Source organism: Scytonema sp. NUACC21, assembly GCF_054684315.1.
This window is the reverse complement of record NZ_BAAFZH010000104.1, coordinates 142,450-156,040: the sequence shown is the minus strand read 5'-3', so window position 1 is coordinate 156,040 and position 13,591 is coordinate 142,450. Positions and strand designations below refer to the sequence as shown.

Below are 13,591 nucleotides of genomic sequence, written 5' to 3'. Positions count from 1 at the left end.
TAAATTCAACTGGCATTAGCTGATAGTAAAGGAATGTTCTCAGCCAAAAAGTCCTTCACCACCATTCCCTGTTCCTTTGCCCAAAATTGACTTAAAAAGTGAATTTGTCTCAAGCCAACAATTAAATTCAACCCTGGTATAAATAGCCACCAAATCACCAAAGGTTCTTTCATTCCAGCTTGACGGTACAGTTCGTTGACGGTTCTGTATAACCTGAACTGCACAATGTAGATCCAAACAACACCTAATAAAGAAAACCAACCAAACCATCCTGGGACATCAGGATCGAATATTCGCAGTAACTGAGGAACAGCTACACCTAATACAAACGGTGCCAAACACAAGGTTCCTGACCAACCATAACCGTTATAGCGCCTTAATTCTTCTTGAATAATCCACTTGTACCACCCATAGTAAAGCAATAAGGTGGCACCAGATAAAAAAATCACGCGCCATAGAGGACGGGGTTGACCCAATGGTTTATCTGACATACTGATGTCTGATGTATAAAATCTATTTTTTTACATTTCTTAATTAAATTAATATTAATATTATTAGGTATCAAATAGTTACTGTTCTGAACAGCTTCAGAGTACTCCGTCAACACTGCTGGATGAAATACATACTTCATTGCTGCAAAAGCCGTCTAACTTCAGCCAAGGCTTCTTCGCCTGGAACTGCTTGAACGATACCCTGACGAATTTCATCTCGGCGTTTCTTCGCTTCTGTTATCCACAATGTTTGAATGGTCTCGTCTAGGTCAAACTCAAGGCTTTCTACCAACTTCTCTGCTAGAATTGCCCTCGATACACTAGGTAACGCAAGGGCTTCTTGGATCAGTTGTTCAATTGACATCATAATCACGACAATAATTAGGATTGTTTATAGTCTAACGAATAGCTTTCGTAGGGAGAAAAGCCCTGCAGGCGGGAACCCCGCCCGTAGGAAATTTAGGGAATTAACTAGTTTGTTGCTGTGGCAATTGTTCTGTAAGCTTTTCCTTATCTAGACGGCGCTTTCTTGCGTAAAGCTGAATTGCCGCTGCCGTAGCAATAATCATACCTACAACCAACCAAGCGGTAATATCTGTGGGTAGATTGTTCTTAAACACAGCTAGCAAGACAATAACGACTAACATCACTGTAGGTGCTTCATTGAATGCACGCAGCTGCTGACCAGTCCATTTGCATTCGTCCTTTGCCAATTGCTTCATGAGGCGCTTGCAGTAATGATGGTAGCCAATCAAAAGAAGGACAAATGCCAGTTTGACGTGTAACCAACCTTGTTTGAGAACTTCTGGTTCGGTAGTCAATAAACCAATTGCCATTGCCACCGTCACGAACATCCCCGGATTGGTAATAATGTTGTAGAGCCGCTTGTCCATAATTTGATACTGATTTTTTAGTATCGTGCGTGCTGGTTCCGGTTCTTGGTTCGCTTCAACATGGTAGATAAAAAGACGTACTAGATAGAATAAACCAGCAAACCAAACCACTATTCCAACAATGTGAAAAGCTTTAAACCAGGAATAGGCCATGACTCTTTAATCTCCATCAAAAGATTTTTTTGGCACAAATCAATAATTTCGAGGTGCTATACAGCAATCCTATCCGATCCCCATATTTTATTTCTATTTTCAGCTAATATCTCAACATTTGTACCATAACGCGTTACCAAAAATAGTGCGTTACATTTTGTTAGCTTATCCTTGACTTCCTGAATTCTATCAATCAGCTTTTACACGAACAAAAGGTAAAAGGTCTTGAAGAATTGTGTCGGAATGGTGTTCTTGGGGATAATGTCCTACATTATTAAGTTTAATTAATTCAGCGTGAGGCAGTGAATTCACAAAATTTTGTGCTACGTCTGTAGATAACCAAGGGTCTATCGTACCCCACTGGATTAAAATTGGCTGTTGCCATTGTTTAAAGCCAGATTCAATTTCTGCCATTGCCGAGTTTAACTGTAAATTGCGAATAGTAGCCAATAGACTTCTGCCTGGTGCAGAACTTTTCAAAAACGGTTTGCGGTAAACATCTAAATCGGCATCTTTTATGACATATCGACTACCACCTTCTAGAGTACGGTCAACAAGTAGGGGGTCTTGGGTCATCATTTCACCTGCAAAGGGTAAACCCATTTGTTGAATTTTCCAAGGTAGCTTTGCGTTACTAGAAATGGGTGTATTGAGGATAGCTACATTTGCTATTTGTTCTGGATGACGTAAAGCGTATTGCAGACCTACAGAACCTAAAAAACCTTGCACAACTAAGGAAAAACGTTGAAGTTTTATAGCTTTGATAAATTCTTCTAACGCAGTTAGAAAAGCCTCAGGAGTATAAGCAAAATCTCTTTTCTCGGGTTTTGCAGAGAAACCAAAACCAATCCAATCTGGTGCAATTGATTTTGTTCCTTGTTGTGCCAAAGCGGGCATTATGTTGCGCCAGCTGTAACTTTGTGATGGTAAGCCGTGTAGTAATAAAACGGGTAGTAAATCAGTTCTACCAATTGGCTCGGACTCGCGATAAAACCATTCTAATGACCCTGCTTGAATTTTGTTTTCTGTTATTGTCATTTTTTGAATTGAATGTTTACAAAAAAGTTATGTTGAAAAGGTGGTTTGTTATTGAGAATTGCTGAAAACCCTAAATTGTAGTTCCGATTACGATCTACAGAGAGGATGGTGTGCAGTTCCTTTAAGATTTGTTAAGAGGCTGGTGGGCAGTGGCCACCCTACTTTCAGCAAGAGGGTTGTGGGCAGTGCTCACCCTACTTTCTTTAAGATTTGTTAAGAGGTTGGTGGGCACTGCCCACCCTACTTTCAGCAAGAGGGTTGTAGGCAGTGCCCAACGGTTCCCTGTTTCCCGTTCCCCATTCCCTGTGACTGGCAGATTATTTATCGCTACCAACGATCATCTCACGAATCGCGCAAGCAGTAGCTGGTGCCAGTAAAACGCCGTTGCGGTAGTGCCCTGTAGCTAACAGGACATTACTATACCCTGATAGCAGACCAATGACGGGTGCGGGGCGTCCTTCCGGTCGGGGACGTAAGCCAGACCATGTACGAATGGTTGTTGCTTTAGCTAATTCCGGACAAAAGGAAACTGCTTGTTGGATGACGGACTCAAGCAGTTCTTTGTCAGGTGGTACCTCATCACCATTGTTAGGAAATTCAACTGTTGCACCAACCCAGTAATCGCCGCCACCAACGGAAACGATGTGGACGTCATGGCCTGTGATGACTGGTTGGAAGTTTGGATCTCCCAGAAAAGATCCCAAGCGAACCTGCAAAGCTTGTCCCAAAACTGGGCGTATATCAATCATCTGGTTTAATTGTGCCGATAGATGAGATGAACCCAGCCCAGCTGCCAAGACAAACCAATCAGCTGCGATTTTTCCCTCTGTTGTCTTGAGTTGATGACATTTTCGCTCTTCCCTGTTTCCCTTTCCAAGGGGGGGAGGGGAAGGAATGTGGGTATGTTCTGTGTCTGTGCCTAAAACATCGACACCAAATTTGAAAGTGACGCCACGATATCTTGCAGCATCAACTAATGCCAAAGTCAGTGCTGCAGGATCGACTTGGCGATCGCCTGGAGAGTAAACAGCACCTATAATTTTGTCATTCTCGACTTGAGGACAGAACTGCTTGAGTTTTGCTGCATCCCAAATTTCTAGGGATAAACCTTGGGCGTGGCGAAGTTCCTGTAACTTTTCCCATTCTGCTAAATTATCCCCTTCCAGGCATAAACTGAGGATTCCCTGGCGGTTAAACAAAATTTGGCGACCCGTAAGGGCAACAAGTTCTGGAATTAGGGTTTCATAGCGCTCAATGCTTGTTTGTCGCATCCGCCAAGCATTGCCTTTGACTTTTTGGCTAATAATACCCATCAAAACGCCTAACGCTGCCCCTGTAGAGGCTTGCGCTGGTGGTTGGCGGTCAACAACAGTTATTTTTAACCCTTTTACCAGGCTGAGTTCATAAGCAATTGCTGCCCCAACCACACCACAACCAATAATCGCTACATTCATGCTGTTTTTCGTGGAAGTAGGGGAGCCTGCGCCGTTTGCGGGTTTCCCCCATTAAGGCGACTGGCTGCGTAGGAAATGGGGAATGGGGTAAGAACTTCCCACTCACCATTCACCATTTACCATTCCCCATCTTAACTATTAACTCTCTTGAGGTTGAGTACTCGGTTGAGGAATGAGTTTGAGGAAGTTGTCGATGTCGGTAAATGCAGCTTGAGAGTTAATCACAGCTTTCTGATAGTTGGCAGTGTCAGCGGCTTGGTCGATTTTCACCAAGTGGTCTAACATATCCCGTACTATCTCGCGTGCTGGTGCTTGGTCTTTGGGTAGCAGATTGGATGCGATGTAATTCATCGATAACCGTGCTTCTGCCATAGGACCGTGTATAAAGTTACCGACCTTGATCCACTGTTTTGTTTGGATCAGCCTTTGTAGTTCTGTCGCACGATCGCGAACAGTTAAAACTTCAGGGACATATTCTTGAATTTTTGCCACCTGAGCAGTCGTATAAGTTGGAGGTGGTGTTGCGACTGTAGGCCCGCCACAACTAACGAGGAATGTTGCCAACAATACCAGAACCAGTGACAGAATTGAGCGATAACGCGCCATAACCTAAAGTTGTATTTTTGCCTGTTTTTGCCAATTATCAGTGACATTTTATATCGCTTGGGTATCTTATCGTTCTTGTTAGCAACGGATTTTGCTGAAAATCCTCCAACCGAGTTTAATATTTTCTGCCTAAAGGACGGTTTTTGCTTTTTTCTGACAATTTTAAGTATAATTGCTTAACATAATCCTTTGGTTCCAAAAATATCAAATTAAAATTTTTGGACGACAATTGTCAGGAAAGTTTAATGTAGAGTTGCCCAAACAAAGAGCTTCTTGATAATCTGTAACACCAATACAACAAGCCTTCTGGTGGTTTTCTGTCTTCACATCCGAAAAGGGAGCAGTTTTGTCGTGAATGCAGCTGAGATGGCAACAAACTTTGAGTTGGCTAGCAAGATTGCTACGGTGGTTAATTTATTCAAGATTGAGTTTCCAGATGCCAAATCTGACCTCAAACCTTGGAGAAATGACCCGCAAACCAGGGAGTTAGTAGATCCAGATTCTATAGACATTGGTTTTCACTTCCCAGGTATCAGTAAATCCTGGCAAAGCCGCAGTATCTTGATTCAAATCCGTTTCTATCACGATCCTATCAGAGATTTGTATCGTGCTATTGGGGTGGAAGTCGCTGGTTTTAACCATCTTGGTGAACAGTGGCGACTTTCTACTGTGGAAAACTGGAATTTTGTTGGTGCATCTGAACCTTCCCCGGAAATAGGAGAAAAGCTCAAACAATTTTGTCGCCAAATATTGGAGATATTCAATCAACAGGGTGGTTAGTAGTTAGTGGTTAGTGGTTGGCAGCCACTATCCACTATCTACTCACTAGGATCTAATTATTACAGCTGCCACTAGCACAATAGGGCGATGTATAAGTACTAGAACGCTTTCCAAAAATGGTGTAACGGTTGTCGCGGATTTGCTCGTAAAAGCGATCGCCTACCCATTTTACTCCTGGTAAAGCACGATAAGCATCCACGAACACACTGCCCAGAGGTAGGAGTCGCCCAATTTCTTCGGCAGCGGCACTGCCTTGCCAGCGTCTTTCTGGGGCATTTACATCCAGAAGAATCATGCCTAACTCACAATCACTAGGTGTAACACCCCATTGTGAGAGCATTTGCTCATCTTGCATGGGAACATAGCGGAACACTTGTCCTCGATCGAGGGTTTCTAGCATCTGTACGAGAGAGACGCACAGATTGCAATTCCCGTCGTAAATCACAAAATAACTCATTGGAGTAAAAGACTGTTTTCAGACTGAATGTGTTAATATTTTTAACATTAACTTTTTTGCTTTTGCATACAGCACATACTGGCTGTTTAAAAAAGCAAATATAGCTTAAAGAGGCAAATGCTATCGTTTCTGGGGTAAAAACGGTGCTACAGGAGAAAATTGTGCGTGTTGATTTTGCTAAAGAAGACGCATATACAGACATTTTACCGCGATCTCCTCTTGCTTCCAGTTACCGTGCTAATTGGGAATGTATTCGATTAGATCATCATCAACAACCTGCCTTTGAGACTCCAGAACACACTTCGCAACAGTATTCTATCGGGATTAGCCTTGAAAAAGGTTCAATCAACGCACAAAGGGTGTTAAACGGTCAGGTAAAACACGAACGTATTAGCTACGGTGATGTTGTTGTTGTTCCAGCCAACAGCCATCATAAATTCAGCTGGGATTTAGAAGCGGAATTTTTAGTTCTCAGCTTAGAGGAGTCTATGTTTGTCCGTGCCGTTTATGACTCAGTGGATTTACAGCAGCTAGAAATATTACCTCATTTTGCTGCCCCAGATCCCTTGATTCAGCAAATAGGATTGGTGCTGAAATCAGAACTAGAAGCCCAGGGTAAGGGTAGCCGTATTTACATAGAATCTTTAGCAACCACTCTTTGCATTCATCTACTTAAAAACTATGCTGGCTCTTCTGCAAAAATAGCTATAGAAACAGAAGGTCTTTCGCGTTTAAAGTTGCGGCAAGCAATTGAATACATAAATCAAAACTTAGAAAAAGATTTAACCTTAGCTGAGATTGCAGCAGCTGTAGGAATGAGTATGTACCATTTCTCCCGCTTATTTAAGCAATCAACCGGTTATTCACCGCACCAATATGTTCTGAATTCTAGAATAGAGAAATCGAAAAGATTATTAGCTAAGACAGAAGAAGCGATAGACCAAATCTGCCAACAAGTTGGGTTTCAAAGCCAAAGCCACTTTACAAATGTATTTCGTAAATTTATAGGCACAACACCCAAGGCATATAGAAAGCAGGTGAAAATTTAGAGAGTTTCCTCTGTTTGAAAATTTCAATTGAGTCGATTGACAAGAAACTTGTCAGTGCTTGCTTCCTCCCTTTGGTTATGAGATTTTGACCTGCTAGTCGGCAACCGCACCTGAAATTTTGTCTCTCCTGGCTGGGATAAGACCCGAATATCACCCTGATGTTGACTGACAACAATACGATAGACAATGTGTAAACCCAATCCCGTACCTTGACCTACACCTTTGGTAGTGAAAAATGGCTCGAAAATATGAGACTGAATCTCTGGAGGAATACCAGGTCCATTATCAGCAATCTCTACGAGCAAAAAATCATTTTCACAGCTTGTACGAATCCATATCTTCCCGTTTCCATCAACGGCATCAATCGCATTATCTATCAAATTCGTCCATACTTGGTTCAGTTCACTACCATAAGCCTGGATTAGCGGTACCTCACAATCATAATCCCGCGTGAGTACAACTTGGCTCTGCTTCAGCTTGTGATTCAAAATTGTTAAGGTACTTTCTATACCGTCATGTACATCTATTTCTTGTAGCGGTGCCCTATCCATATAGGAATAATCTTTAACTGCTTCAACCAGGGTAGAAATCCGCGCCGTGCAATGGTCAATTTCGTTCAGTAAGCCCATCTCCTGCAGCGATACACATATCCAATGCAGGACATTGTCAAGCAATAAGTTGCCTACATTGTTCCTCACATTTTCCAACCATTCGATATCCAATCCTGCCGTAACCATTGTAGGGGCGACTCTCCAAGCATCAGTAATATTTTGTGCTTCCAGCCATTGCGTCACTTCATCCTCTAAATCGCTTTGTGTTATCGGATCTAGTTGCGGTGCCGTTTGTGCGCGGGCTAATGCGTCTTGTTGCAATTCCATAAGAAATGCTTTTTTGGTACAAATCGATTGCTGCTGATTAAGCTTAACAGTGAGTGGTTGCAGCACCTGTCGAGTTTGGCGTAATTGTCCTACAGCCCGACGACATGCAGAGGCAGGATTATTTAACTCGTGGGCAAGACCGGCTGCCAAAGTGCCCAATGCTATTAACTTTTCACGATGCTGGGAAATTGTTTGTACCTCTTGCAACCGCTGCGCCATTGTACGCAGAATCGAGGTCATGACGCAAGTGCAACTAGAAAGCAGTTCCCAAAATGCTTGGTTGGGCAATTCAAAAATATGACAACGAGTTACAGCCCGACCACTTGCCCAAAAGTATTCCTGACCCATTAATACGGGCAATTCACCAAACAGCGTTTTTGGTTCGTAAGTTACCAACAAAACCTCTCGTGAGCCTACTTTTTGTGTAATACGAATTTGACCTTCAAGCAGTACAAAGACATGGTCGGCGGGGTCTCCTTCTCGGCGATGAATTTCTCCAGGTTCCCGCCATACCTCTTTACCTTGGTTAAGTAGCCATTCCAATTGTTTGTTTGAGAGTTTGGAAAAGTGTGATACTTGGCGTAAAGTATTGATGTCTATCATATTTCAGTAAACCATCAGAAAATAAAGTTAACTAGTTAGGGTTGTCATTTATCATTGTTTATGTGTCATTTGTCCTTTGTTGTTTGTAAGGATTTCAGTTATTTGAAATTTTTTCACATAGTTGCTTTTATCTGGTTCCAGTTACTGAAACCTTTTGCTATGACTGTGATTGTCCCAAAGGCAAACGTACTTGAAAGCAAGTATTTCCTGGTTGAGATTTAAAGTAAATGTTACCTTGATGTCGGTTAACAATAATACGATAAGCAATTTCTAAACCCAAGCCTGTCCCTTTACCTACTCCTTTAGTTGTAAAAAATGGTTCAAAAATTCGAGGTTGAATTTCTAGAGGAATACCCATTCCAGTATCAATAATTTCTACAATAAGACAATCATTATCTCTATACGTGCGAATTGTCAAATCCCCTTTGCCATTCATTGCATCTATGGCATTGTCAATCAAATTTGACCACACTTGGTTAAGTTCAGCTGCATAGACAGAAATTTTTGGTAGAGTGCAATCGTACTCTTTATTAACGATAACTCCCTGTTTAAGGCGATGATGTAGGATGAGTAAAGTTGTTTCAATACCTTCGTGGATATCTATTTCCTGTAGGGGGGCTCGATCCATGTAGGAATAGCCTTTAATTGCTTTTACTAATTCAGAAATACGAGTTGTGCTTTGCTCAATTTCACCGATCAGCCCATAGGTTGCCAATGTTCCTTCTAGCCAGTTAAGAACACTCCCAAAACATTCAGCAGGGATGTTGTCAGCCAGAAAATCCAGTTTTTCAACGTTGAATTTGGCATTAACTAATGTGGGAGCGAGTTTCCAAGCTTTGCTGATATCATGGTCTTCCAACCAATCTGTGATTTCATCTTCTTTATCGCTTTGAGTCAGAGGATCGAGTTTAGATTGGTGTGTAAATCCATCCGTTGCTTGACGTTGAATCTCACTAATCAGTTGAATTTGCTCTTTAGAAAGAGAATTGAGTTGCAAAGATAGAGTTTGCAAATTTTGGAAATTCTCGCGCAATTGGCAAGCCGCCCGTCGCGCAGCTACTCCTGGATTATTCAATTCGTGAGCAAGACCTGCGGACATTTTACCCAGCGCCGCCATCTTTTCTTGTTGCCTGAGTTGCGCTTCCACATCTTGTGTTCGCCCTGCCATAGCTGTAAGAATCATGTCAGCAAGAGGCGAACATTCGGTAAGAATATGTCGGAACATATCTACTTCGATTCGCAAAACAAGACAGGGTGCGATCGCACGGGCGGTGGCGATGGAACTTGAACCAGTCAGCATTGAAATTTCGCCCATAAATTCACCAGGGCGATGAACTGCAAGCACCCTGGTCTCATTACCCACTTGCTTTGTTACTTGAATTTCACCTTCAAGGACAACATGAAAGCAATAATTAGAGTCCCCTTCATTAAACAATACATCACCCTCATGGAGTTGTATTTCCGTACCATACTGCCTCATATCTTCTAAAGCTTCATCCGACAACTTAGGAAACAGCATCATGTGATTTGGATCGTGCAGCATGGCAATTCCTTTATTAGCTAATTTTTCATTTGAGATAGTCAAGCCATGTTTTCCTACCACAGCCGCTGAACTGGATAGGCATCAAAGGCTGAATCAGCACTCAAAATAGGTATTATTTCTACAATAGCTTGTGCAATTAAAAGCATATCAAAAGGGTCACGATGGTGAAAAGGTAGGGTTGCAACAACAGCAAGGTGGTTAATTGAGATGTTTAGCAAAGAAAAGTCGTTTAAACTAAGTTGCTGCTCTATAAATCCCTGAAATGGTTGGTTAAAAGTAAGCTTGCCAGTGCTTTGCTTTATCGCCATTTCCCACATACTAGCTGTACTTAATAGCTTTTCGTTATCCTCATCCTCAATCAGCAACCGTATTTGATTGCTGATTTTGGGATTTCCAGTGAAGAACCAAATAAAGGTGTGAGTATCAAGCAGTAATCTCATTACATATATTCCTTAAAGTCCTCTAATGGTTCGTCAAAATCATCTGATACTGTAATTAAGTCTTTAGCGCTTCCAAATAAGGGAGGACGTTTAACAGGTGATACAAGCGTGAGTTTAACAACAGGCTGATTATCTTCTGTGATGATAATTTCTTCACCACTCTTCACAGCTTCAATTAATTCTGCCAAATTTTGAGATGCCTCAGCGAGAGTGATTTCTTGCATGGCTGTTACCTATAACGATTAAATCCATTCTAAATGGCTGGTTAGTGGTTAATGGTTAGTTATGATACATTAAAATATAAGTATTTTCACTAGTAACTACTAACTACTAACAGCACTTACAACACATTACTCAGGTATCGATGAACAAACTGAACGCAGATTGAACCTTCTCCAACACCAGAAGCAACTCGTTTCACCGAACCATGCCGTACATCACCAACTGCAAAAATACCGGGGATGCTGGTCTCTAGTAAAAAGGGATCGCGTTCTAGTGTCCATCCTTTAATGCGGTTGCCATCTTTTTGCAAGTCCGGACCTGCTAAGATATATCCTCGTTCATCTCGTTGAATAACCCCATCTAGCCAATCAGTACGGGGTACTGCACCAATAAAAATAAATAAAGAAGTGGCAGGAACAGTTTGCATTTCACCAGTTAAGGAATTGTGAATGGTAATTGCTTCTAAACTTGTGTCGCCTTTTGCCTCTATTACACTGCTGTGTGTCTGAACGAAAATATTTGGTGTGCCTGCAATTTGGTCAATTAGGTATTGGGACATACTCTTTGCCAAAGAATCGGCGCGTACCAACATAGTGACTTTGTTGGCGTACTTGGAAAAGTGCATTGCTGCTTGTCCGGCTGAGTTTGCTCCTCCAATGATGTAAACTTCTTCCCCTTGGCAAGTCAAAGCTTCACTCTGGGCTGCACCGTAGTAAACTCCCGCACCTGTGAGACGTTCAAGCCCTGGGATATCTAACCGCCGCCAAGATACACCAAGGGCCAAAATCATGGCATGGCAACTAATTTCAATGCCATCTGCGAGTTGCACAATCCGATATTGGTTTTCTACACGAATCCCTGTCACTTCTTGCGGTGTCAGAATTTCTACACCAAAGCGTTTTGCTTGTGTAACAGCACGCCGAGCTAAGTCTGCTCCACTCAAGCCTACGGGAAAACCAAGGTAATTTTCAATACGCGAGCTTGTTCCTGCCTGACCTCCAGGGGCTTCACGTTCTATCATGACGGTGCGTAGCCCTTCTGATGCTCCGTATACTGCAGCTGCTAAACCAGCTGGACCACCACCAATGATGATCAAATCATAAAACTGGTTTTCTGCTTGAGTTCGCAGCCCAATTTTCTCGGCAATTTGCAAGTTTGTTGGCTGTATTAGATTGGAGCCATCCTCAAAGAGAACGAGGGGGAGGTGCAATTTATCGCAGTGAGCATATCCCGCTAGGTTTTGTGCTTCTTGTGATAACTCAATATCCATCCACTGATAGGGCACGTGATTTCGCGCTAGAAAGTCTTTCACTTTATGGGAGTGGGGAGACCACCGATTGCCAATAACACGAATCCCGTCAAATGGTGGGCGGAAACTTGCTTGCCAATAATCCAGCAAATCGTCAAGCACTGGGTACAAGCGTTCTTCTGGTGGGTCCCAAGGCTTCATTAAGTAGTAATCAACTTTTGTAGTGTTGATGGCGCGAATGGCAGCATCAGTATCTGCATAGGCAGTCAATAATGCTCGTTTTGCATCGGGGAACATTGATATCGCTTGTTCCAAAAATTCCACACCAGACATCTGTGGCATTCGTTGATCTACTAAAAACATTGCTACTGGCTGATTGCGGAGTTTAATCTGTTCCAATGCTTCTAATGCACTAGCACCAGAATCAGCACGCATGATTCGGAAGCGATCGCCGTACTCTTGCCGTAGATCCCGCGCCACCGCTTGTAAAACTTCTGGGTCATCATCAACCGTCATAATTACAGGTTTGCTAGCCATTGCGATCCGACAACCTCATTCTATAAATTGTGTACTATATATCACATTAAATACTGGTATAGACCAATTAATGTTCCATCTGGATCTCGAAGATAAGCAGTTTTCATGCCGTAACAAGGGTTACTTATAGGGGCTGCAGCAAATGGCACACCTTTATGTCTTAATCGCTGATATTCTTCTTCTAAATCTTGCACTGTAAAAATTAGTGCTACGGTGTCCTGGCATTCGGCATGAGCGGGTTTGTCAGCATTGTGAATCATTTGTGCCATTTCTTGGCGTCGGAATATACTTAACCTCATATCTCCCGCTTTAAACTCACCATATCCGCCCTCTTCATCTGCCACTGCAACATCAAATCCCATAACATCTTTGTAGAACAAAAAGCAAGCTTTCCAATCTTTTACCAGCAATCTTGTGTATGCTAAAGCGACTTTCATTTTGACTCCAGATTCTTCAATTTCAACTTCTTTTTTCTTGCAAATCGTTATTGCCCCATTAATAAATCTAACTCCCCATAAACGTTGATACTAAACGTAAATTCAATATACAGGTTGTTGCTTGAATATGTTGTAGGTAAAGGAGCAAAGGGTGCTGCTCGCTTGACAGCACTAAGTGCGGCTTCATCAATCGCATTAAATCCAGATGGCTGTGCAACTCGCAGACCGGTTACTTGACCCGAACGGCTGATAATAAAGTGAAGTACTGTACGTCGGGAATATTGGGTGAGCCCTGGTATCCACTGCTGCTTCACTTGTCTCTGTAGTTGTGCGAGATAAGGACCTAAATCTGCATCTTTGCGGGCATCTATACCTTCAAAAGCTGGATTGGATTGGTTGGAATTAGGTAGAGCTGCTAAATGGTTCTCAAAATTACGATTAGATAAACTAACTGGACCACCCAAGCGGCTTGCTGCCCCCGATTTTCGCTCTGGCTGAACTTTAGACGGTGTACGTTGAGTTGACTGAGGTTGTTGCCCAGACAAAGGGCTTGCTGCAAGTTTCCCCCGTCTTGTTTGACGCCCAGAAGGTACTGAAGGTTTAACAACAGGAGCAATGTTTGTTTGATTGGGTTTGGGTTTTGTCGGTGTGCTGGCGCGACGAGAAACAGTTGTTGGTTGGGCTTTGGGTTTTGATGGTGTGGCAGATTGAGCCTCTGCTGTTGACAAGGGTTGAGGTGCTGGTTTTGGTAATGTAGAGGG

The 13,591-nt window shown here is 42.5% G+C and carries 16 protein-coding genes; 2 read left to right on the top strand and 14 right to left on the bottom strand.

Translation table 11 applies throughout. The features are described 5' to 3' along the window. Nucleotides 1–5: 5 nt before the first annotated feature. The 6 genes from ACYRY3_RS36175 to psbQ form a co-directional block, all read right to left on the bottom strand. Nucleotides 6–491: a hypothetical protein gene (locus tag ACYRY3_RS36175; RefSeq protein WP_460206546.1), complete on the bottom strand. Its 486-nt coding sequence runs from the start codon at nt 489–491 to the stop codon at nt 6–8. 136 nt (nt 492–627) lie between these two features. Continuing rightward, complete coding sequence (locus ACYRY3_RS36170) at nt 628–858, bottom strand: addiction module protein (protein ID WP_460206544.1); 231 nt, start codon at nt 856–858, stop codon at nt 628–630. 100 nt (nt 859–958) lie between these two features. Beyond that, on the bottom strand, nt 959–1,537 hold the full coding sequence (gene hemJ / locus ACYRY3_RS36165; protein ID WP_460206543.1) for a protoporphyrinogen oxidase HemJ: 579 nt from the start codon (nt 1,535–1,537) through the stop codon (nt 959–961). A 189-nt stretch (nt 1,538–1,726) separates the two neighbouring features. Beyond that, a complete protein-coding gene (locus ACYRY3_RS36160; RefSeq protein ID WP_460206542.1) occupies nt 1,727–2,575 on the bottom strand; it encodes an alpha/beta fold hydrolase in 849 nt (282 codons plus the stop codon). A gap of 317 nt (nt 2,576–2,892) precedes the next feature. After that, nucleotides 2,893–4,029, bottom strand: a complete 1,137-nt coding sequence (locus ACYRY3_RS36155) for an NAD(P)/FAD-dependent oxidoreductase (protein WP_460206541.1) — start codon at nt 4,027–4,029, stop codon at nt 2,893–2,895. A gap of 138 nt (nt 4,030–4,167) precedes the next feature. Next, nucleotides 4,168–4,635, bottom strand: a complete 468-nt coding sequence (gene psbQ / locus ACYRY3_RS36150; RefSeq protein ID WP_460206540.1) for a photosystem II protein PsbQ — start codon at nt 4,633–4,635, stop codon at nt 4,168–4,170. Between the two features lie 351 nt (nt 4,636–4,986). Here psbQ and ACYRY3_RS36145 point away from each other — a divergent pair, with 351 nt between their 5' ends. After that, on the top strand, nt 4,987–5,415 hold the full coding sequence (locus ACYRY3_RS36145; RefSeq protein ID WP_460206539.1) for a hypothetical protein: 429 nt from the start codon (nt 4,987–4,989) through the stop codon (nt 5,413–5,415). A 52-nt stretch (nt 5,416–5,467) separates the two neighbouring features. Here ACYRY3_RS36145 and ACYRY3_RS36140 read toward each other — a convergent pair whose 3' ends face one another. Beyond that, nucleotides 5,468–5,872 carry a thiol-disulfide oxidoreductase DCC family protein gene (locus tag ACYRY3_RS36140; protein WP_460206538.1) on the bottom strand — a complete coding sequence of 135 codons (405 nt, stop codon included), beginning with the start codon at nt 5,870–5,872 and terminating at the stop codon, nt 5,468–5,470. Nucleotides 5,873–6,033: 161 nt separating this feature from the next. Here ACYRY3_RS36140 and ACYRY3_RS36135 point away from each other — a divergent pair, with 161 nt between their 5' ends. Beyond that, nucleotides 6,034–6,921, top strand: a complete 888-nt coding sequence (locus ACYRY3_RS36135; RefSeq protein ID WP_460206537.1) for a helix-turn-helix domain-containing protein — start codon at nt 6,034–6,036, stop codon at nt 6,919–6,921. 23 nt (nt 6,922–6,944) lie between these two features. Here the strand turns inward: ACYRY3_RS36135 and ACYRY3_RS36130 are convergent, their stop codons facing one another. From ACYRY3_RS36130 to ACYRY3_RS36100, 7 genes are all read right to left on the bottom strand, one after another. After that, nucleotides 6,945–8,402, bottom strand: coding sequence for an ATP-binding protein (locus ACYRY3_RS36130; protein WP_460206536.1), 1,458 nt, complete (start codon nt 8,400–8,402; stop codon nt 6,945–6,947). A 157-nt stretch (nt 8,403–8,559) separates the two neighbouring features. Then, nucleotides 8,560–9,945 carry an ATP-binding protein gene (locus ACYRY3_RS36125; protein WP_460206652.1) on the bottom strand — a complete coding sequence of 462 codons (1,386 nt, stop codon included), beginning with the start codon at nt 9,943–9,945 and terminating at the stop codon, nt 8,560–8,562. Between the two features lie 53 nt (nt 9,946–9,998). Continuing rightward, nucleotides 9,999–10,385 carry a type II toxin-antitoxin system VapC family toxin gene (locus ACYRY3_RS36120; protein WP_460206535.1) on the bottom strand — a complete coding sequence of 129 codons (387 nt, stop codon included), beginning with the start codon at nt 10,383–10,385 and terminating at the stop codon, nt 9,999–10,001. After that, on the bottom strand, nt 10,385–10,609 hold the full coding sequence (locus ACYRY3_RS36115) for a type II toxin-antitoxin system Phd/YefM family antitoxin (protein WP_460206534.1): 225 nt from the start codon (nt 10,607–10,609) through the stop codon (nt 10,385–10,387). Before ACYRY3_RS36115 ends, ACYRY3_RS36120 begins: the two co-directional genes overlap by 1 nt. Nucleotides 10,610–10,725: 116 nt before the next feature. Next, nucleotides 10,726–12,393: an FAD-dependent oxidoreductase gene (locus tag ACYRY3_RS36110; RefSeq protein ID WP_460206533.1), complete on the bottom strand. Its 1,668-nt coding sequence runs from the start codon at nt 12,391–12,393 to the stop codon at nt 10,726–10,728. A 41-nt stretch (nt 12,394–12,434) separates the two neighbouring features. Then, nucleotides 12,435–12,830 carry a VOC family protein gene (locus tag ACYRY3_RS36105; protein ID WP_460206532.1) on the bottom strand — a complete coding sequence of 132 codons (396 nt, stop codon included), beginning with the start codon at nt 12,828–12,830 and terminating at the stop codon, nt 12,435–12,437. Between the two features lie 47 nt (nt 12,831–12,877). Then, nucleotides 12,878–13,558 (bottom strand): TonB family protein, encoded by a 681-nt coding sequence (locus tag ACYRY3_RS36100; protein ID WP_460206531.1) that lies wholly within the window; start codon nt 13,556–13,558, stop codon nt 12,878–12,880. Between the last annotated feature and the right edge of the window lie 33 nt (nt 13,559–13,591).

Excerpts from the sequence above, each read along its gene's own strand:
- ACYRY3_RS36115 (WP_460206534.1), bottom strand. The coding sequence starts at position 10,609 with ATGCAAGAAATCACTCTCGCTGAGGCATCTCAAAATTTGGCAGAATTA.
- psbQ (WP_460206540.1), bottom strand. The coding sequence starts at position 4,635 with ATGGCGCGTTATCGCTCAATTCTGTCACTGGTTCTGGTATTGTTGGCA.
- ACYRY3_RS36175 (WP_460206546.1), bottom strand. The coding sequence starts at position 491 with ATGTCAGATAAACCATTGGGTCAACCCCGTCCTCTATGGCGCGTGATT.
- ACYRY3_RS36130 (WP_460206536.1), bottom strand. The coding sequence starts at position 8,402 with ATGATAGACATCAATACTTTACGCCAAGTATCACACTTTTCCAAACTC.
- ACYRY3_RS36155 (WP_460206541.1), bottom strand. The coding sequence starts at position 4,029 with ATGAATGTAGCGATTATTGGTTGTGGTGTGGTTGGGGCAGCAATTGCT.
- ACYRY3_RS36140 (WP_460206538.1), bottom strand. The coding sequence starts at position 5,872 with ATGAGTTATTTTGTGATTTACGACGGGAATTGCAATCTGTGCGTCTCT.
- hemJ (WP_460206543.1), bottom strand. The coding sequence starts at position 1,537 with ATGGCCTATTCCTGGTTTAAAGCTTTTCACATTGTTGGAATAGTGGTT.
- ACYRY3_RS36120 (WP_460206535.1), bottom strand. The coding sequence starts at position 10,385 with ATGAGATTACTGCTTGATACTCACACCTTTATTTGGTTCTTCACTGGA.
- ACYRY3_RS36110 (WP_460206533.1), bottom strand. The coding sequence starts at position 12,393 with ATGGCTAGCAAACCTGTAATTATGACGGTTGATGATGACCCAGAAGTT.
- ACYRY3_RS36105 (WP_460206532.1), bottom strand. The coding sequence starts at position 12,830 with ATGAAAGTCGCTTTAGCATACACAAGATTGCTGGTAAAAGATTGGAAA.
- ACYRY3_RS36170 (WP_460206544.1), bottom strand. The coding sequence starts at position 858 with ATGATGTCAATTGAACAACTGATCCAAGAAGCCCTTGCGTTACCTAGT.
- ACYRY3_RS36160 (WP_460206542.1), bottom strand. The coding sequence starts at position 2,575 with ATGACAATAACAGAAAACAAAATTCAAGCAGGGTCATTAGAATGGTTT.
- ACYRY3_RS36125 (WP_460206652.1), bottom strand. The coding sequence starts at position 9,945 with ATGCTGCACGATCCAAATCACATGATGCTGTTTCCTAAGTTGTCGGAT.